General features: G+C 65.6%; 16 protein-coding genes, 1 tRNA gene and 1 pseudogene. 12 read left to right on the top strand and 6 right to left on the bottom strand.

Annotated features, from left to right (window positions below):
• The first annotated feature begins 96 nt into the window (after positions 1–96).
• From guaA to G7Y82_RS21510, 4 genes and pseudogenes are all read left to right on the top strand, one after another.
• The gene (gene guaA, locus G7Y82_RS15965) at positions 97–1,668 is read left to right on the top strand and encodes a glutamine-hydrolyzing GMP synthase (protein ID WP_168149141.1); all 1,572 of its coding nucleotides are present in this window, start codon (positions 97–99) and stop codon (positions 1,666–1,668) included.
• Between the two features lie 55 nt (positions 1,669–1,723).
• Entirely contained in the window at positions 1,724–2,542 is an 819-nt protein-coding gene (locus G7Y82_RS15960) for a type IV toxin-antitoxin system AbiEi family antitoxin domain-containing protein (protein ID WP_168149140.1), read from the top strand.
• Positions 2,539–3,405: a nucleotidyl transferase AbiEii/AbiGii toxin family protein gene (locus G7Y82_RS15955; RefSeq protein WP_168149139.1), complete on the top strand. Its 867-nt coding sequence runs from the start codon at positions 2,539–2,541 to the stop codon at positions 3,403–3,405. The genes G7Y82_RS15960 and G7Y82_RS15955 overlap by 4 nt, the downstream gene beginning before the upstream one ends.
• 12 nt (positions 3,406–3,417) lie before the next feature.
• A pseudogene (locus G7Y82_RS21510) lies at positions 3,418–3,558 on the top strand (type I restriction-modification system subunit M N-terminal domain-containing protein); the annotation flags it as partial.
• Between the two features lie 98 nt (positions 3,559–3,656).
• On the opposite strand, the gene G7Y82_RS15945 reads toward G7Y82_RS21510, so the two are convergent.
• A complete protein-coding gene (locus tag G7Y82_RS15945) occupies positions 3,657–4,556 on the bottom strand; it encodes a LysR substrate-binding domain-containing protein (protein ID WP_168149138.1) in 900 nt (299 codons plus the stop codon).
• 111 nt (positions 4,557–4,667) lie between these two features.
• Between G7Y82_RS15945 and G7Y82_RS15940 the strand changes: the two genes are divergently transcribed.
• The 5 genes from G7Y82_RS15940 (at position 4,668) to G7Y82_RS15920 (ending at position 8,459) form a co-directional block, all read left to right on the top strand.
• Positions 4,668–5,420 (top strand): SDR family NAD(P)-dependent oxidoreductase, encoded by a 753-nt coding sequence (locus tag G7Y82_RS15940; RefSeq protein ID WP_168149137.1) that lies wholly within the window; start codon positions 4,668–4,670, stop codon positions 5,418–5,420.
• Between the two features lie 25 nt (positions 5,421–5,445).
• Complete coding sequence (locus G7Y82_RS15935; protein WP_168149136.1) at positions 5,446–5,838, top strand: nuclear transport factor 2 family protein; 393 nt, start codon at positions 5,446–5,448, stop codon at positions 5,836–5,838.
• 109 nt (positions 5,839–5,947) lie between these two features.
• Positions 5,948–6,271 (top strand): putative quinol monooxygenase, encoded by a 324-nt coding sequence (locus G7Y82_RS15930; RefSeq protein ID WP_168149135.1) that lies wholly within the window; start codon positions 5,948–5,950, stop codon positions 6,269–6,271.
• 171 nt (positions 6,272–6,442) lie between these two features.
• Positions 6,443–7,405 carry an AraC family transcriptional regulator gene (locus tag G7Y82_RS15925; RefSeq protein WP_168149134.1) on the top strand — a complete coding sequence of 321 codons (963 nt, stop codon included), beginning with the start codon at positions 6,443–6,445 and terminating at the stop codon, positions 7,403–7,405.
• Between the two features lie 19 nt (positions 7,406–7,424).
• Positions 7,425–8,459 (top strand): SDR family oxidoreductase, encoded by a 1,035-nt coding sequence (locus G7Y82_RS15920; RefSeq protein ID WP_168149133.1) that lies wholly within the window; start codon positions 7,425–7,427, stop codon positions 8,457–8,459.
• Between the two features lie 25 nt (positions 8,460–8,484).
• On the opposite strand, the gene G7Y82_RS15915 is transcribed toward G7Y82_RS15920, so the two are convergent.
• The gene (locus G7Y82_RS15915; RefSeq protein ID WP_168149132.1) at positions 8,485–11,520 is read right to left on the bottom strand and encodes a ligand-binding sensor domain-containing diguanylate cyclase; all 3,036 of its coding nucleotides are present in this window, start codon (positions 11,518–11,520) and stop codon (positions 8,485–8,487) included.
• Between the two features lie 437 nt (positions 11,521–11,957).
• Here G7Y82_RS15915 and G7Y82_RS15910 point away from each other — a divergent pair, with 437 nt between their 5' ends.
• A complete protein-coding gene (locus G7Y82_RS15910) occupies positions 11,958–14,192 on the top strand; it encodes an NADP-dependent isocitrate dehydrogenase (RefSeq protein ID WP_168149131.1) in 2,235 nt (744 codons plus the stop codon).
• A gap of 34 nt (positions 14,193–14,226) precedes the next feature.
• On the opposite strand, the gene G7Y82_RS15905 is transcribed toward G7Y82_RS15910, so the two are convergent.
• Positions 14,227–14,817, bottom strand: coding sequence for an NADPH-dependent FMN reductase (locus G7Y82_RS15905; protein WP_168149130.1), 591 nt, complete (start codon positions 14,815–14,817; stop codon positions 14,227–14,229).
• Positions 14,818–14,888: 71 nt separating this feature from the next.
• Entirely contained in the window at positions 14,889–15,410 is a 522-nt protein-coding gene (locus G7Y82_RS15900) for a Dps family protein (RefSeq protein ID WP_168149129.1), read from the bottom strand.
• 187 nt (positions 15,411–15,597) lie between these two features.
• Here G7Y82_RS15900 and G7Y82_RS15895 point away from each other — a divergent pair, with 187 nt between their 5' ends.
• Positions 15,598–16,332: a MerR family transcriptional regulator gene (locus G7Y82_RS15895; RefSeq protein WP_168149128.1), complete on the top strand. Its 735-nt coding sequence runs from the start codon at positions 15,598–15,600 to the stop codon at positions 16,330–16,332.
• Here G7Y82_RS15895 and tadA read toward each other — a convergent pair.
• A complete protein-coding gene (gene tadA / locus G7Y82_RS15890; protein WP_168149273.1) occupies positions 16,319–16,792 on the bottom strand; it encodes a tRNA adenosine(34) deaminase TadA in 474 nt (157 codons plus the stop codon). The two genes, G7Y82_RS15895 and tadA, sit on opposite strands and share 14 nt — an antisense overlap.
• Before the next feature lie 41 nt (positions 16,793–16,833).
• Positions 16,834–17,496, bottom strand: coding sequence for an ankyrin repeat domain-containing protein (locus tag G7Y82_RS15885; RefSeq protein ID WP_168149127.1), 663 nt, complete (start codon positions 17,494–17,496; stop codon positions 16,834–16,836).
• A 119-nt stretch (positions 17,497–17,615) separates the two neighbouring features.
• Between G7Y82_RS15885 and G7Y82_RS15880 the strand changes: the two genes are divergently transcribed.
• Positions 17,616–17,690: transfer RNA gene (locus G7Y82_RS15880), tRNA-Val, on the top strand.
• Positions 17,691–17,955: the final 265 nt, after the last annotated feature.

The following is a 17,955-nucleotide window of genomic DNA, read 5'->3' as shown; positions in this document are numbered from 1 at the left end:
GTTGGCTTATGGCAGACGAATCTGGCGGTTGACGCATGGAATGCGCCAACGGTCGCAGTGACGCACGGTAAAATAGCCCCATTCAGCGGAACACCCATGAACATCCACTCCGATCGCATCCTCATTCTCGATTTCGGCTCGCAGTTGACGCAGCTGATCGCCCGTCGTGTCCGTGAACTCGGTGTTTACTGTGAATTGCATCCGTGGGACATGACCGATGACGCCATTCGCGAATTCGCGCCCAAGGGCGTGATTCTCTCCGGCAGCCCCGAGTCGGTCGCCGCGGCCGGCTCGCCGCGCGTGCCCGGCACGGTCTGGGAGCTCGGCGTGCCGGTGCTCGGCATCTGCTACGGCATGCAGGTGATGGCGCACCATTTCGGTGGCGCCGTCGAGCCGCACGACCAGAAGGAATTCGGTTACGCCGAGATTCGCGCGCGCGGCCACTCCAAGCTGCTGCGCGACATCGAAGACCGCGTCAACGACGACGGCCACGGCCTGCTCGACGTGTGGATGAGCCACGGCGACCGCGTCGTCGCGCTGCCGGAAGGGTTCAAGTGCATCGCCTCGACGCCGGATCTGCCGCTGGCTGGCATGGCCGACGAGGCGCGCGGCTACTACGGCCTGCAGTTTCACGCCGAGGTCACGCACACCAAGCAGGGCAAGCGCATCTACTCGCGCTTCGTGCACGACATCTGCGGCTGCGGCGACGCGTGGAAGCCGGACAGCATCATCGAGGACGCGATCGCGCGCGTGCGCGAGCAGGTCGGCGACGGTCATGTGCTGCTCGGGCTGTCCGGCGGCGTTGACTCGTCGGTGGTCGCGGCGCTGCTGCACAAGGCGATCGGCTCGCAGCTGACCTGCGTGTTCGTCGACCACGGCCTGCTGCGCCACCAGGAAGGCGACCAGGTCATGAAGATCTTCGCCGACCACCTCGGCGTGCGCGTGATTCGCGTCAACGCCGAGGAACGCTTCCTGTCCGCGCTCAAGGGCGTCGACGATCCGGAAGCCAAGCGCAAGATCATCGGCAAGTTGTTCGTCGACGTCTTCGACGAAGAATCCTCGAAGATCGACAACGTGCAATTCCTCGCACAGGGCACGATCTATCCGGACGTCATCGAGTCGGCCGGCAGCAAGACCGGCAAGGCACACGTCATCAAGAGCCATCACAACGTCGGCGGCCTGCCGGCGCATATGAAGCTCAAGCTCGTCGAACCGCTGCGCGAACTGTTCAAGGACGAGGTGCGCAAGATCGGCGTCGAACTCGGCCTGCCGGCGGAAATGGTCTACCGCCATCCGTTCCCCGGCCCGGGCCTGGGCGTGCGCATCCTCGGTGAAGTGAGCAAGGCCGCCGCCGACACCCTGCGCTTGGCCGATCACATCTTCATCGAAGAACTGCGCCGCTCCGGCTGGTACGACAAGACGAGCCAGGCCTTCGCCGTGTTCCTGCCGGTCAAGAGCGTCGGCGTCACCGGCGACGGCCGCCGCTACGAACCGGTCATCGCCCTGCGCGCCGTCGAGACCATCGACTTCATGACCGCGCACTGGGCGCACCTGCCGTACGAGCTGCTCGACACCTGCTCGCGCCGCATCGTCAACGAGATCAGCGGCGTGTCACGCGTCGTCTACGACATCAGCGGCAAGCCGCCCGCGACAATCGAGTGGGAGTAGCCCTGAGCGTATGAAGAAAACGACGTTTATCGTTTGATTTTGCGTATGATGCGGCATGCGCCCGCTCGAATCCTTTGCCGAACAAAAACTGGCTGATGGTGTCGGCTTCTTCACTAGTGAAGAAGCCAGAGGCGTGTTGGGTTTGTCCGAGGCCGCGCTGGCAGCTGCGGCGCTGCGACTCATCAAAAAGAACAAGCTGGCGCATCCGCGCCGAGGCTTTTATCTGATCCTGCGGCCGGAAGATCGGTCCGCCGGTGCTCCGGACCCGGCTCAATGGATTGGGCCGCTGTTGCAGCACCAAGGCTTGGACTATCGAGTGTCGCTTTTTCGGGCTGCAGCTTGGCATGGCGCGTCGCATCAGGCTGCCATGGTGTTCCAGGTCGTGGTGCCCAGGCAGTTGCGTGACCTGAACGTTGGGCGCCATCGCCTGGAGTTCCTGTTTCAAACCAATCGGGTCTTCTCTGCTGCAAACCAGCCCGAATTCCTGGATCGTTTGAAAACGCCTGCCGGTTATGCGCAGGTGGCCGGCGTCGAGTTGACTTTGCTTGACTGCACGCGCTATCTCCACGATGCGGGAGGCCTCAACGGCGTCGCGCAAGTGACGAAGGACATCGGTGGAAAAGTCGACCCAAGCTGCCTCGCCAGGGCCGCCTTGGTTTACGAGGGTTCGGTCGTTCGCCGGCTGGGTTATCTGCTGGAGCTGGCGGGGCACACCGAAGCAGCGAATGCACTTGCTGCACAAGCCAGCAAGGCCAAGACTTTTGTGCCATTGGACCCTGCGGTCAAGTTGCTCATCCCCGCGCTGGCGGAAGAGGCCGAAAAGATCGCCCGTTGGAAGCTCCTTATCAACGACACCGTGGAGTTCGACACATGATCCCGTTGGCCTACATCCAGGCATGGCGCGCCCATGCGCCGTGGCCGGATCTGCGCCAAGTGGAGCAGGACCTGATCATCTGCCGCGCCTTGTGCGACCTGTTTTCTGCGCCCGCGCTGCAAGGCACGCTCGCCTTTCGTGGCGGTACCGCCATGCACAAGCTGCTGTTCAAGCAGCCGCTGCGCTATTCGGAAGACATCGACCTCGTGCAAACGCGCTCCGAGCCCATCGGCACCACGGTGGACGCGATCAGCGACGCACTGTCCTGGCTGGGCAAGTGCCAACGGGAGCAGGCTGGACATTCCATGCACCTGATCTTCCGCTTCAACCCCGAAACAGATGAGCAGGCCGTCCTGAAGCTCAAAGTGGAGATCAATACCCGCGAGCACGACAGCCTGTTTGGCGTCAGGGCTTATCCATTTGCCATGGAGAACGGCTGGTACAGCGGCGAGGCTGACATCCAGTCCTTCGAGCCCGAAGAGTTGTTCGGCACCAAGCTCAGAGCCTTGTTGCAACGGCGCAAGAACCGCGACCTGTTCGATCTGCACCACGGTCTTGCGCAACTTACGCTCGATCCGCAGAAGCTCATCGCATGCTTCGAGCACTACCTGGCGCTCGAAGGCAAACCCATCACGCGTGCGATGGCCGAGCAGCGCATGCTGCAGAAGCTCACGCGCAGCCTGACCGAAGACATCGCGCCGCTACTGCCGGCAGGCATAGCGTTCACTGACGCGCATGCCATCGACGCGTTCAACCGCGTCTGGACAGAACTGATCGGTCGCATCAAGGGTGACGCCTGGAAGTCCAGCGCCGAAGCCATTCACCAATTGCGCACCCAGAAGCACCCGCTTCTGCTGCCCTGAAACGTATCCACGGCCCTCAAGAAATCGGAACTCTATTCCTCGCTCTGGCAGAGCTGCGACGCCCTGCGCGGCGGCATGGACGCCAGCCAGTACAAGGACTACGTGCTGGTGCTGCTGTTCATCAAGTACATCAGCGACAAGTACGCCGGAATGCGGGAAGACTCGGCAATGAGGATCTCGGCGGCGTAGCTTCGGGCATGCCCGAAGCTGACGGTGGCCGCAGACTCGCGAGCTTCGATCAGACGGCGGACTCAGCGTGCCAGCGCGTCTTTCGGGAAGCTTGCGGCGAGGCTGTCGATGAGTTTGCGCACCGCCGGCGGAAGGCCGCGCCGGGTGGTGAAGACGAGGTGGACCAAGCCTTTCTGCCCACGCCAGGCCGGCAGCACGCGAACCAGGCTGCCGCTCTCCAGCGCTTGCCGGCAACTGTGGTCCGGCAGCAGTGCGACGCCCAATCCGCCGATCGCGGCGGCGCGGACCGCGGCGAAGTCGGTGCAGCCGATTCTGGGTTCGTGTTGAAGCGCGTGCGTTCGACCGTCGTCGGTCTCCAACAGCCATTTCACCTCGGACTGGTCGTCCGAGGTCGAAAGCGTTGATTCGTTTGCGAGCGCTTCGACGCTGCCGATGCGGCTGGCGATCTGGGGGCTTGCAACCAGGATGCGGATCGAGTTTCCCAGGGAGCGCATCGTCAGCGAAGCGTCGCTGTCGAGCGATGTGCGTACACGCAGCGCGACGTCGATCCTTTCATCGATCAGATTGACCGGCCGGTCGAGCGCGACCAGTTGCAGCCGCACCTTGGGATATCGGGCCAGGAATTCGGTGACGAGTGCCGAAATCGGCTCGACCAGCCCGGTGGGGCAGCTCATGCGGATCAGGCCGTGCGGTTCCGATCGCGCTTCGGCCACCAGCGCTTCGGCGCGCTCGGCTTCCGTGAGCATGGCCTTGCATCGCTCGTAGAACGACTGCCCGACATCGGTAACGCGGAAGCGGCGGCTTGAGCGCTCGAGCAAGCGCACGCCAAGGCGGGCTTCCAGCCCTGCGACGCGGCGGCTCAATTTCGATTTCGGTTCGCGTAGTGCCCGGCCGGCGGCCGCGAACCCGCCGTGGGTGACGACTTCCGCGAAATAGATGAAATCGTTCAGGTCTGTCTTCATCATCGTTCTCCATATGGAACGATGAGTAGCATATTTGCTGACTATTTGCTTCATCGTTCCACTTTCATGATCTTTCCCACGGCAAACGAGCCGGAACTCAGGAGCAAGACCATGACGCGCAAATTTGAGAACAAGGTGGTGATCGTGACCGGCGGGACCAGCGGTATCGGCCTGGCCACCGCGAAGGCTTTTTCGGAAAACGGGGCTTCGGTCTTCATCACCGGCCGCCGCAAGGAGGCGCTGGATGCGGCCGTCAAGACGATCGGCGGCAAAGTCACGGGTGTCCAGGCTGACATGAGTGTTCTTGCGGACATCGACCGTCTCTACGACGCCGTCCAGCAGCAGCACTCGCAGATCGATGTCGTTTTCGCCAACGCCGGCGGCGGTGAATTTGCTCCGCTTGGCGCCATCACCGAAGCGCACTACCAGCAGACGTTCGATACCAACGTCAAAGGCACGCTGTTTACGGTGCAGAAGGCCTTGCCGCTGTTGCGTGACGGTGCGGCCGTCGTGCTGACGTCGTCGACGACGAGTATTTCCGGGACGCCGGCTTTCAGCGTGTATTCGGCAACCAAGGCCGCGGTGCGGAATTTTGCGCGCAACTGGATTCTTGATCTGAAGGATCGCCACATCCGGGTCAACGCCATCAGCCCCGGGCTGACCGATACGGCCGGTGTCAACGAGCTTTTCGGTAGCGGCGCTCAGGCCGAGGACGCGAAGCGTCACATGGCGGGGCTGATTCCGGCAGGCCGCATCGGCCAGCCCGAGGAAATCGCCAAGGCGGTTCTGTTCCTGGCTTCGGACGATGCCAGTTTCGTGAACGGCATCGAGCTGTTCGTTGACGGTGGCATGGTCCAGATCTGATGAATCGGCCGAATGGAGAATGAATATGTCCTACGACGTTTTGACACTGCTCGACGAGAACCTGCAACGCGTGTTCGGCGAGGGAGACGACAACGCGCGTCTGGCCACCGTCGAGCGCATCTATGCGAAGGATGCGGTGTTCGTGGAACCGCACGGCGTCTTCCGCGGCTGGCAAGCCATATCGGATATCGCCGGCAAGATCAGGGCGATGCATCCGAGCTTTCGCTACACGCCGATCGGCGAGCCGGATGTGCTGCACGGTGAAGCGGGGCGGGTTCGCTGGGTTTCCGGCGAGCCGGGCCAGGCCCCGGCCTATGCGGGGACCGACGTCATCACCGTGAAGGATGGCCTGATCACCGCGCTGTACTTGTTCTTCGACGGACCGCCCGATCCAAGCCATCTGCGCGCCGGCGCCTGAGACGGCCGAAGCGCAACGACGGAGCGAGATGCTGCGCCGCAATCGCGCGTGACGCGTCTCGCGGTTTGAAAAAAAGCGGGTTGCAAGGAAACCGGCATCGGAGATTGAAATGACGAGTGACGACCAAGCGTTTCTGGCGCTGACAGGACACTACAAGCTGCATCCAGAAGATGTTGTGAGGTTCCGGGAGATTGCCGCGGCCTCGGTTGCCGCAACCGTTGGCAAGGACGGTTGCCTCTACTACACGATTGCCGAAGACGTTGCGGAGCCCGGCGTCTTCCGCCTGGCGGAGGGGTGGCGCGACCGGGCATCGCTAGACCGCCATCTCGCCAGCGCGGATTTCGGCAAGACGCTGGCGCAAGCAGGCGCGCTGCGCATCATCGAACGTCAGGCCCATACGTCCATTGCGAGCGGACGGACTTCGCTGTTCTGATCGGTTGGTGCCGTCGGCACGATGCGCGGCCTGGTTGGTGCCGGTGCCGCGCTTGATTTGACGCCCGCGGGGCGGCTCGACAGCGTCGCCGCGCAATTTGGCGCGATCGGATTTGTTGGACGCGCGCTGTGGCCCTATCGTCGCCGCATGACCGCCCCGGACACGTTTGCGGTGTCGCCCGCCGCTTTTGCTGCGCTCGATGTTTCGCTCGAGCAGTTGTGCGCGCGTGCCGGCGTGCCGCTGTCGAGCCGTTGGGACACGGATGATTTCTTCCGTCTGTGGACCGCGGCCGAGGCGGAATTTGACGGCCGCGACGCTGGCCTGCGCTTCGGCGCCGGCGGTGTCGCGCTGGGTTACGGCGTCGCCGCGACGGTGGCGCTGCATGCGGCGGACTTTCGTGGTGCCCTCGCGGCGCTGTCGCGCTACAAGCGGCTGAGCTGCCCCGAGCGCGTCGACGTCGAAGCCAACGGTGATGAAGTGCGGGTCTGTTATCGCTGGCTGGCGGCGACCGGCCTGGTGCCGCGCTTGCTGGTCGATACCTGCATGGCGTCGCTGACGGAACTGGCGAGAGTCGGCACGGCCGGTGCCGTTGCGCCGATTCGCGTAGAACTCGCGCGTGCGCCGATGGATGAAGCGCTGCTGAGACGCCACTTCGGCTGTCCGGTGGTCTTCAGTGCCACGCACGATGCGATGGTGTTCAAGCGTGCCGCGCTCGAGGTGCCATTCGTCACCGCCGACGGTGGTGCGTTTGCGCGTGTCTTGCAGCGCTTTGAGCAGCAACTCGCGGCTGGCGTCGGGTTTTCCGGATTACTGGGCGAACTGCGTCTGACGATCGCACGTCAGTTGAGCGAGGGCCGATCGCCCAGCGTCGACGCCGTCGCACGACGGATGCATCTGAGCCGGCGCACGCTGCAGCGCCGCCTCGACGAATCGGGCACCCATTTCCAGCAACAACTCGCGGAGGTTCGGCGCCTGACGGCGAGCCGTCTGCTCGCCAATACCGAACTCGACACCGTGGCGATCGCCCTGTTGCTCGGCTTCGTCGAACCCAACTCGTTCACGCGCGCGTTCCGCACCTGGGAACGCACGACGCCGCTGCGCTGGCGCGAGCGGCAACGAGGCTGTGCCGCCTAAGCCCCAAAGGAGCCTGTTCATGAGTCAACCGCGCGTCGTCGTCACCGGCGGCTCCGGCTTTATTGCCGGGCACTGCATCCTGAAGTTGTTGGCGCAGGGCCATCTCGTTCACGCCACGGTTCGGTCCCTGGACAAGGCGACGATGGCGCGCCGCGCGCTGGAGGCGGCGGGCATGGCCTACGGCGAGCGCCTGAGTTTTGCCACCGCCGATTTGATGCGCGACGACGGCTGGGCGGAAGTGGTCGCTGGCGCCGACTATGTGTTGCATGTTGCGTCGCCGGTGTTGCCGGGGCATGTGCCTGACGAGAGCGCGGTGATCGGTCCCGCCGTCGAAGGCAGCTTGCGGGTGCTGCGCGCGGCGCGCGACGCCGGCGTGAAGCGCGTGGTCCTGACCTCGGCGTTTCATGCCGTGAGCTGGGGCTATCCGCATAGCACGCACGTTTTCACCGACGACGACTGGACGCGGCTCGACGGCCCGGGTGTCGATGCTTACGGCAAGAGCAAGACGCTCGCCGAGCGCGCGGCCTGGGACTTTGTCGCCCGCGAAGGTGGCGCGATGGAATTGACGACGATGCTGCCGGTCGCCGTGATGGGGCCGGTCATGGGTCAGGACATTTCCGGTGCCAATCACATTGTGCAGCGGATGCTCAAAGGTGCGATGCCGGGTTTGCCGAATCTCTACATTCCGATCGTCGATGTCCGCGATGTCGCCCATGCGCATGTCGCGGCCTTGCGCCATCCGCAGGCGGCCGGGCAGCGCTTTTTGCTGTCGAATGGCGCGGCGCTGTCGATGCGTGAAATCGGTGCCGTGCTCAGGGCCGAATTGGGCAATGCGGCGCGCGCCGTGCCGACGCGCGCGATTCCCGACCTCGTGATGCGCGCCATGGGGCTGTTCCGTCCGGAGATTCGGGCGTTCGTACCGGATCTCGGTTACGCGAAGAACAGTTCCAACGAAAAAGCGCGGCGCGTGCTGGAATGGCTGCCACGCGATTCGCGAGAGGCCATCGTCTCGGCAGGGCGAAGCATGATTGACCGCGGCCTGATCGAGGTCTGAGACGGCACGCCGGCTGCGTCCGGCGTTATGGCGCGAGGGCGATGCGGTTGCGACCGCGCTGCTTGGCTTCATACAGTGCGGCGTCGGCGCGGGCATACAGCTCGTCGAACGATTCGCCGGCGCGCAGCGTGGCAATGCCGATGCTGGCGGTGGTGCACAAGCGAGCGCCGCCGCTGTCGACGCTCAGGTCTGCGACGGCGATGCGCAGTGCTTCGGTCAGACGCGCGGCGCCGCCCTGGTCGGTATGCGGCATCAGCACGGCGAACTCCTCGCCGCCGATGCGGCCGGCGGCGTCGGTGCCGCGCAGGCGCTTGAGAATCGTGCGGCCCACCTGAGTCAGCGTCGTGTCGCCGGCGGGGTGCCCATAGGTGTCGTTGAGGTGCTTGAACCCGTCGAGGTCGATGATCGCCATGCTCAGCGGCGTGCCGTGACGGCGGCTGAGTGCGATCAGCTCGTTCGCGCGCTCGACGAAGTGCCGACGGTTGGCGCAGCCGGTCAACGGGTCGGTGGTGGCCAGCTGCACGAGCCGGTCGTGCGCGGCCTGCAGGTCGGCGGTGCGTTCGGCGATCTGCCGTTCGAGCTGGCGTTGCCGGCGTCGCAGATAAGCGGTGCGCTGACGAACGATGACGGCCAGCAGGGCAACGACCAACAGCACGGCAAGCGCGCGGAACCACCAACGCTGATACCAGGCGGGCAGCACACGCAGCGGCAGCGTCAACACCTGCGGGTTCCAGGTGCCGGCGCGGTTCGAGCCGCGAATCTGCAGTCGGTAGTCGCCGGGCGCGAGGTTGGCGTAGACCGCCAGGCGGTGGCCGGCGTCGGTGAGCGTCCACTCGTCGTCGAGCCCTTCGAGGCGGTAGGCGTAGCGGTTGCGCGTCGGTGAGCTGAAGTCGAGCGCAGCGAATTCGACGGACAGGTGCTTGTCGTGCGGCGCGATCGTCAGTGGCGGATGCGCGGCGCTGTCGTTGAACAGGCCGGCCGGCACGCTGTGGCCACTGACACGCAGATCGGTGATGGCGATCGGTGCCTGGAACGACCAGACCGGCAGGACGCCGGGCCGCACCACGGTCAGGCCGCCGATCGCGCCGAACAGGGCTTCGCCAGCGCGGTCAGTGCCCGCGGCGCCGGCGAAGTAGTCGACCAGCGCCGCACCGCTGGCGCGTCGTACCGCGCGCACCGCCAGCGTGTCCGGATCGATGCGTGCGAGTCCGTCGTCGGTGCCGGCCCAGAGGGTGCCGTCGCCGTCCATTTGCAGGCTGTCGACGTTGAGGTGCGGCAGGCCGTCCTGCAGCCCGAAGTGGCGGAAGCGTGGGCGGCCCTGGCGGTCGCGGCCAGTCATGACGGCGATGCCGCCGCCGAAGGTGCCGACCCACAGCCGGTGGCGACGATCGAGCAGCAGGCAGGTGACGAAGCGCGCCGGCAAGCCGGCGGCGTCCTTCGGATCGAAATCGATGCGTTCGAGCGCGTGGCTGGCCAGGTCGAGGCGCGCGAGGCCATCGCGGGTGCCGATCCAGAGGTCGTTGCCGACGCCGCGGCGGATGGCCCAGATGCCGGGGTCGGACAGCGCCGTCGCCCCGGCGGTGTGCATCACGAGTTGATCCGCGCCGCCGTCCGCGGTGTCGATCGTGTAGCCCCAGACGCCATCGCGCTCGCCGCCGACCCACAGCACGCCGGCGTCGAAGGCGAGCGCGCCGACCGCGCTCTGCGGGTCGCGGCCCGGCAGGGTCAGCCGGTGCAGCCGGCTGCCATCACGGTCGGCGACGTACAGGCCGCGCTGGGTGCCGAGGTAGACGCGCTGCTGCGGTCCTTCGGCCATCGCGAACACCGTTTCGGCCGGCAGCGCGGTTGCGGGGTGTCGGGCATCGGGATGCAGCGCACGGACGCGTCCGCTTTCCGGGTCGACGATATCGGCGCCGCCGTCGAGATAGCCGAGCCAGACCTGACCGTCGTCGGTACCGAGCACGGCCTGCACGTCGGCGGCGCTGAGGCCGCCGGGGCGCAGCGCGGCGCCATAGACCGTGGAAATCAGGCCGGTGTCGTTCGGGTGATAGCTCAGCCCGCCGGTGACGCCGACCCAGATCGAGCCGGCGCGGTCGCGCAACAGCGCCCAGACATCGTCATGCGCCAGGCTGTTGGCGAGGGCGCGATCGTGGCGGATCGCACGGATCGCATTACTGCGTGTGTCGATGGCGATGATGCCGCCGCCACGCAGGCCCACCCAGATGCCGTCCGGCGCATTGCAGATGGACGAGATCGCGCTGTCGGACAGGGCCGAGCGTCCGCCGAATGGCTGTGCGCTGTCGGCATCTGCCCCGATGACGAACAGGCCGCGGTCCCGGGTGCCGACCCAGATACGACCGTCGGTGTCGGCGTGCAGCACCGAGACGCTGGCGTTGTCGTCGCCGCCGAGCGCGACCGGCCGCCAGGCGCCGGGCGACGCGGCATCACGCCACCACAGGCCGTTGACCGTCCCGACCCACAGGCGGCCGTCGGCGGTGCGCAACAGCGCTTGCACCGAGGCGGTTTGTGGCAGCGACGGTGCGGGGGTGAGGCGATGCGCCGCGTCGAGATGGCGCAGACCACGGTCGGTGCCGATCCACAGGCCGCCGTGCCCGTCGTCGGCGAGCGCGCCGATGTGGATACGCCGCGCCGGCGCGCCGAGCGTGATCGGGTCGAAGCGGTCCAGTGTGGCGTCATAGCGCGCCAGGCCGCCGGCACTGCCGCCGACCCAAAGGGTGCCGGCGGCATCGACGTGCAGGGTCTGAATCCAGTCGTCGGGCAGGCTGTATGGCTGCTTCGCATCGCTGTTGTAGGCGCGGAAGCGGTAGCCGTCCCACCGCGCCAGGCCGCCTTGTGTGCCGATCCACAGAAAGCCTTGGCGATCCTGCGCGAGCGCAGTGACGGCCGGATGCGGCAGGCCCTGTTCGCGGCCGTAGTTGTGAAACACGGTCTGTGCGAGCGTGCTCCAGCGTGCGTCGGCGAAGGCCGATGGCGGGGCGCCGCTGAGCAGCAGCCCACTGAGCCAGACGGCGACAGGCAGCAGGGCGCGCAGATGACGCATGGGACGACGCCAGGGTTCGATCAAGGTGCGCGCTGCGTCGAGGCTTGTGGCTCGCGACCATAGCAGCCGCGACCGATCGAGCCGTGCAGAATGCGACAGAAGGCGCGACATGGCGGATCGCCCGGTCGTTGTCGCCGTATCGCAACTTCACCACATGCTGCACTGCAGCGCTGGCCGATGATGCATGAAGGCTTTGTCAGCGCGGCGCTTGCGAGCCCGACGGAGTTTCCGTAGGCGGCGTGAAACGCGTAGCATAGCGGGCGGCGTCCCGAGGCTTGCGGTGTGTCGATAGCGCCGCCCGCGAGCCGAGGCACAGCTCCTAATCAAATCCAAGAATTCTGTCAGCCCCAGCAGGACGGAAACCTCCGGAAGGCCAGATCCTCCCGGGTGACGTTGACGTCGCCGTGGGCCTAGACCCCACTTCTCAGGAGATCTGCATGAGCGACTCGCAGCCCACCATCATTTACACCCTGACCGATGAGGCGCCGTTGCTCGCGACGCGATCGTTCCTGCCGATCATCCGCGCGTTTTCGGCGCCGGCCGGCATCAACGTCGAGACCAGCGACATCTCGTTGGCGGCGCGTATCCTCGCGCAGTTCCCGGACCGTCTCAGTGAAGAGCAGCGCGTGCCGGATACGTTGGGCGAGCTCGGCAAGCTGACGCTGACGCCGGACGCCAACATCATCAAGCTGCCGAACATCAGCGCGTCGGTCGGTCAGCTGGTCAAGGCCATCAAGGAACTGCAGTCCAAGGGTTACGATCTTCCGGACTACCCGGAAAACCCGAAGACCGACGAGGAAAAGGACGCCCGCCAGCGCTATTCCAAGGCGCTCGGCAGCGCCGTCAATCCGGTGCTGCGCGAAGGCAACTCCGATCGCCGCGCGCCGGCCGCGGTCAAGAACTACGCGCGCAAGCACCCGCATTCGATGGCGGAGTGGAAGCAGTGGTCGCAGTCGCACGTCTCGCACATGGAGCACGGCGACTTCTATCACGGCGAAAAGTCGATGACGCTCGACCGCGCGCGCGACGTGAAGATGGAGCTGATCACCAAGAGCGGCAAGGCCATCGTGCTCAAGCCGAAGGTGGCGCTGCTCGACGGCGAGGTCATCGACTCGATGTTCATGAGCAAGAAGGCGCTCTGCGACTTCTATGAAAAGCAGCTCGAGGATTGCCGCGAAGCCGGCATTCTGTTCTCGCTGCACGTCAAGGCGACGATGATGAAGGTCAGTCATCCGATCGTCTTCGGTCACTGCGTCAAGATCTACTACAAGGACGCGTTCGAGAAGCACGGCAAGTTGTTCGACGAGCTCGGCGTCAACGTCAACAATGGCATCGCCGACCTCTACGAGAAGATCAAGACGCTGCCGGATTCGCAGCACGACGAGATCATTCGCGATCTGCATGCCTGCCACGAGCATCGTCCGGCGCTGGCGATGGTGGACTCGGCCAAGGGCATCACCAACTTCCATTCGCCGAACGACGTGATCGTCGACGCATCGATGCCGGCGATGATTCGCGACGGCGGCCGCATGTGGGGCGCCGACGGCAAGCTGCACGACGTCAAGGCGGTGATGCCGGAGTCGACCTTCGCGCGCATCTACCAGGAGATGATCAACTTCTGTAAGTGGCACGGTGCTTTTGATCCGCGCACCATGGGCACGGTGCCCAACGTCGGCCTGATGGCGCAGAAGGCCGAGGAATACGGCTCGCACGACAAGACCTTCGAGATGCCGGAAGCCGGCGTTGCCAACATCACCGACCTCGCCACCGGTGAAGTGCTGGTCTCGCAGAACGTCGAGGAAGGCGATATCTGGCGCATGTGCCAGGTCAAGGACGCGCCGATCCGCGATTGGGTCAAGCTCGCCGTCACGCGTTCGCGCCAGTCCGGCATGCCGGCGGTGTTCTGGCTCGACCCGTATCGCCCGCACGAGAACGAGCTGATCAAGAAGGTCGAGCTGTATCTGAAGGATCACGACACCAGCGGCCTCGACATCAAGATCATGTCGCAGACGCGCGCCATGCGTTACACGTTGGAGCGCGTGATCCGCGGCCTCGACACGATCTCGGTGACCGGCAACATCCTGCGCGACTACCTGACCGACCTGTTCCCGATCATGGAGCTCGGTACCAGCGCCAAGATGCTGTCGATCGTGCCGCTGATGAACGGCGGCGGCCTGTACGAGACGGGCGCCGGCGGCTCGGCCCCGAAGCATGTGCAGCAGCTCGTCGAGGAAAATCACCTGCGTTGGGACTCGCTCGGCGAATTCCTGGCGCTGGCGGTCAGCTTCGAAGACCTCGGCATCAAGAACGACAACGCCAAGGCCAAGATCCTCGCCGAGGCGCTGGACGCGGCGACCGGCAAGCTGCTTGACAACAACAAGAGCCCGTCGCGCAAGACCGGTCAGCTCGACAACCGCGGCAGCCAGTTCTATCTGGCGCTGTACTGGGCGCAGGCGCTGGCTGCGCAGACCGAGGATGCCGAGCTTGCCGCCAAGTTTGCGCCGCTGGCTAAGCTGCTCGGCGAGAAGGAAAAGACCATCATCGGTGAACTGTCCGACGTGCAGGGCAAGCCGGTCGATCTGGGCGGCTACTTCTGGGCCGATGCCGATAAGGCGACGGCCGTGATGCGCCCGAGCAAGACCTTCAACGACGCGATCGACAGCTTCGCCTGATCGTTAAGCGCTCAAACGCAGGCGCCGCCGGGCTTTAGTACGGCGGCGCCTTTTTTGCGCGCTGTGCTTTCGTCGCTTCGGTCCACCAGGCCAGATCATCGGCGAAGCGGCCGAACGCCTTTTTCAGCGACTCGCCAGCGGCGCCGGTCGGCTGCGCGTCGGCATCCAGCGTCTGCGCGATCGGCCCGACTGCCAGCGCGCTGGAAATCACCACCATGCCCATTTCCGAGAGCGTCCCGTGCCAGGCGGTGCCCGAGCGCACGCCTGCGAGCCGGCCGGCCGAATAGCTGGCGATCGCCGCCGGCCGCCAGAACCACTCCTCGAGGAAATGGTCGGTGAGATTCTTCAGGCCCGGCTGCATGCCCCAGTTGTACTCACCGGTGACGAACACGAATGCGTCGGCCGCCTTGATCTTCGTCGCCAGCGCGTCCATGGCCGGCGGTGCGCTGCCCGGTTCGTATTCCTTGTACATGCGGTCGAGCATCGGCAGTCCGACCGCCTTGGCGTCGATCAGCTCGACATCGGCGCCGCGCGCACGCAGGCCGGCAACGATGAAATCGGCGAGACGGATGCCCATGCGGTCGTGGCGGTACGAGCCGTAGAAGACGAGGATGCGATCGGTCATCGGGCACTGCTCCGGTTGCGCAAAAGAAGAAGCCCCGGACCGCGACAGCGGTCCGGGGCTGGGAGTATCGCCTACGAGGTCAACGGACGGCTGGCCTCGAACAGGAACCAGACCCGCTGTTCGGCCTCGTCGATCCAGTTTTCGATCAGGCTCGCCGTGGCCACGTCACGATGCTCGTCGCACAGGTCGTGCAGCGAGCGCAGGCTTTCGGTGAGCTGCTGGTTGTCCTCAATCAATTCCGAGAGCATGTCCAGCGGGCTGACGTAATCGGCGTCGTTGTCGGCGAGCCGCTGCAGCCGCGTGATGTGACCTGTCGAGCGCAGCGTCGTGCCGCCGAGTTTGCGCGCACGCTCGGCCATCGGATCGGTGATCGCCAGAATCTGTGCGGCCTGCTCGTCGAGCAACAGGTGGTAGTCGCGAAAATGTGGTCCCGAAACGTGCCAGTGGAAGTTCTTGGTCTTCAGATAGAGCGCGAAGGTATCGGCGAGTGCGGCGGTCAGCGCGGCCGAGATTTCCTTGCGAGCATCTGCCGACAGTCCAGTCGGCGTTTCGAGCGGGGCCTTGCGGCGGGCGAGGGCATCCTTGACGGTCATCTTGAGCTCCTTGATACGGCGAGGACCGCCGGCGCGCGGCGGCGCGCTGGCGAGGGAAGTGGGTGTTGCCACAGACTTGTTAGGGTCCTGCGTGAGCGCTTTCAAGAGGCTGAACCGCCTGAGGCTTGACCTTGACCCAGCGGCAGGCTCGACGCTTGGTGCCGATGTCGAAACGGATGTGGATGCGATGAATTTCCTGAAGATCGGCGAAATCGCCAGTCGCACGGGCCTCAGTGCGCGGGCGCTGCGGCTTTACGAGCAGCGTGGCCTGCTGCAGCCCTGCACGCACAGCGTGGCCGGTTACCGCCTGTATGGGCCGGCGGCGTTGCAGCGCCTGATGCAAATTGCCTTGCTGCGCCGTAGCGGCTTCACGCTGGCGCAGATCGGGCAACTGCTGGCACAGGGGGAACTCCCGGTACGAACGGTGCTGGCCGAACGGCTCGCGAGCCTGGAGTCCGAGCTGACGGAGAAGCATCGCATGCTGCAGGTGCTGCGCAACGTACAGCGCCAGGCCGATTCGGCATCGACCCTCAATGTCGATGAGCTACTGGAGCATATTGCGATGACGCAACAACTGAATGTGGATTTGAGCGACGCCCAGCGCGCGGCGATGCTGGAACGCGCCGAAGCGATGGGCAAGGACGCCGTGTCGGCGGCCGAGCAGGCATGGCCGGTGCTGATCACGCAGGTGCGCGCGGCGATGGATGCCGGCACACCGGCCGACGATCCGACGGTCCTGGCGTTGGCGCGCCGCTGGCACGCGCTGGTACAGGCGGCGACCGGTGGCGACCCGGAAGTCAACCGCAAGATCGGCGAGGCCTACCGGCAGCAGCCGGAGGCGATGGCGGCCCATGGCATGGACCTCGACATGTTCCGCTACGTCGGCGCGGCGATGGCGCGTGCCGGGCTCAGCCTGAGTTGAGGTCCGTTGCCTGCCGGGCGGCCTTGGCCGCCGCCCGGCGCTCACGGAAGAAGTCGCGCAGCAACGCGCCACAATCGTCGCCGCAAACCTTGCCCTGCCATTCGAGGCGATGGTTGAGCCGCGGCGTGGCGATCACGTCGTAAACCGATGACACGGCACCGGCCTTCGGGTCCATCGCACCGAATACCAAACGCTGGACACGGGCATGAATGATGGCGCCGGCGCACATCACGCAGGGTTCCAGGGTCACGTACAGCGTCGTGCCGCCCAGCCGGTAATTGCCGAGCCGCTGCGCGGCGTCGCGCATCGCCACCATTTCGGCATGGGCGCTCGGGTCGTGCGTGCCGATCGGCCGGTTCCAGCCCTCGCCGACGATGCGATCGTCTTGGACCACGACCGCACCGACCGGCACTTCACCGGCCAGCCGCGCACGCCGCGCCAGCGCCAGGGCATGGCGCATGAACACTTCGTCGCGGGCGGCAGCGTCCACGGCCTTGTGACTCAGTGATCGACGAGGTCGAGGATCGCCGCGGTCGCCAGATGACCGCGCTCGCGGGCGATCTCGGCGGCGTTCTTGCCGTCTTCGGTGATCGCGCTGCGATCGGCGCCTCGGCCGAGCAGCAGCCGCACCAGACCCTCGAAGCCGCGCGACGCCGCCAGGTGCAGGGCCGTGACCTGCGTGCCGCCGACGTATTGCACGTCAGCGCCCAACGCGATCATCAACGGCGCCAGGCTCTCGCCAGCGGCGCCGGCGATAGCCGCGTGCATCGGCGTGTTCGCCATTGGGTTGGTCGACGGCGCATCGAGCGGCGCGCCCAGGCCTATCAGCGTCAGTGTGGTGTCCCGCGCGCCCATGAAGGCCGCCAGATGCAGCGGCGTCCAGCCATCGACGCTGTACGACAGCATGGCCTCGGGATCGGCCAGCACCAGCTCAGCGACCCGGCGCGCGTCGCCGAACGCCGCCGCTTCGTGCAGATCCATCGGCTGGAAGTTCGCCAACAGCTCGGCGATGTCGCGGGCGCCGTTGTACAGCGCAAACAACAGCGGCGACAGGCCGCCCGGCAACGGCTCAGTGGCCTGCGACGCATCGCGCTCAAGCGCACCACGCGCAGCGTCGAGGTCTCGGTTCTGGATGGCCAGCATCAGCGGACGCACGGCACTCATGGGGGATCCTTGGCAGAGCAAACGGACGCGCAGCCTAGCGACGAATGCCCCGCGGCTCAATCGTCCGTCATGAAAACGTTTGACGCTGCCGGGGGCGCCGACTAAAATCCCGGCCCCTTGGACGGTTAGCTCAGTGGTAGAGCATCGCCTTCACACGGCGGGGGTCGGGGGTTCGAAACCCTCACCGTCCACCAGGATAAAAAGAAGCCCTCGCAACCTTGCCGGTTTCGGGGGCTTTTGTTTTGCTCGATTCATTGCCCGGGCTGGAACGGCGCTGACGCCATCCGCGAACAGCCAAGGGGAGCGCTCGGGGTGCAAGCGACTGCTCGAGCGGGCGTCGCCGCAACGAAAAAGGCCGGCATGACGCCGGCCTTTTTCTCAAGTGATCCCGCAGCTGCGGGATCAGACCTTGGACTGCAGCTCCGGCACGACCTGGAACAGGTCGCCGACCAGGCCGAA

It is taken from the genome of Solimonas marina, from assembly GCF_012241385.1.
Taxonomy (GTDB): Bacteria; Pseudomonadota; Gammaproteobacteria; order Nevskiales; family Nevskiaceae; genus Solimonas; species Solimonas marina.
This window is presented reverse-complemented; position numbering and strand designations above follow the sequence as displayed.

What these genes read in the sequence shown, in the direction of transcription:
- tadA (WP_168149273.1), bottom strand. Translation starts at nt 16,792, where the DNA reads ATGCGCCATGCCCTGGCGCTGGCGCGGCGTGCGCGGCTGGCCGGTGAA.
- G7Y82_RS15910 (WP_168149131.1), top strand. Translation starts at nt 11,958, where the DNA reads ATGAGCGACTCGCAGCCCACCATCATTTACACCCTGACCGATGAGGCG.
- G7Y82_RS15900 (WP_168149129.1), bottom strand. Translation starts at nt 15,410, where the DNA reads ATGACCGTCAAGGATGCCCTCGCCCGCCGCAAGGCCCCGCTCGAAACG.
- G7Y82_RS15915 (WP_168149132.1), bottom strand. Translation starts at nt 11,520, where the DNA reads ATGCGTCATCTGCGCGCCCTGCTGCCTGTCGCCGTCTGGCTCAGTGGG.
- G7Y82_RS15960 (WP_168149140.1), top strand. Translation starts at nt 1,724, where the DNA reads ATGCGCCCGCTCGAATCCTTTGCCGAACAAAAACTGGCTGATGGTGTC.
- G7Y82_RS15920 (WP_168149133.1), top strand. Translation starts at nt 7,425, where the DNA reads ATGAGTCAACCGCGCGTCGTCGTCACCGGCGGCTCCGGCTTTATTGCC.
- G7Y82_RS15905 (WP_168149130.1), bottom strand. Translation starts at nt 14,817, where the DNA reads ATGACCGATCGCATCCTCGTCTTCTACGGCTCGTACCGCCACGACCGC.
- G7Y82_RS15895 (WP_168149128.1), top strand. Translation starts at nt 15,598, where the DNA reads ATGAATTTCCTGAAGATCGGCGAAATCGCCAGTCGCACGGGCCTCAGT.
- G7Y82_RS15955 (WP_168149139.1), top strand. Translation starts at nt 2,539, where the DNA reads ATGATCCCGTTGGCCTACATCCAGGCATGGCGCGCCCATGCGCCGTGG.
- G7Y82_RS15935 (WP_168149136.1), top strand. Translation starts at nt 5,446, where the DNA reads ATGTCCTACGACGTTTTGACACTGCTCGACGAGAACCTGCAACGCGTG.
- G7Y82_RS15945 (WP_168149138.1), bottom strand. Translation starts at nt 4,556, where the DNA reads ATGAAGACAGACCTGAACGATTTCATCTATTTCGCGGAAGTCGTCACC.
- guaA (WP_168149141.1), top strand. Translation starts at nt 97, where the DNA reads ATGAACATCCACTCCGATCGCATCCTCATTCTCGATTTCGGCTCGCAG.
- G7Y82_RS15930 (WP_168149135.1), top strand. Translation starts at nt 5,948, where the DNA reads ATGACGAGTGACGACCAAGCGTTTCTGGCGCTGACAGGACACTACAAG.
- G7Y82_RS15885 (WP_168149127.1), bottom strand. Translation starts at nt 17,496, where the DNA reads ATGAGTGCCGTGCGTCCGCTGATGCTGGCCATCCAGAACCGAGACCTC.
- G7Y82_RS15940 (WP_168149137.1), top strand. Translation starts at nt 4,668, where the DNA reads ATGACGCGCAAATTTGAGAACAAGGTGGTGATCGTGACCGGCGGGACC.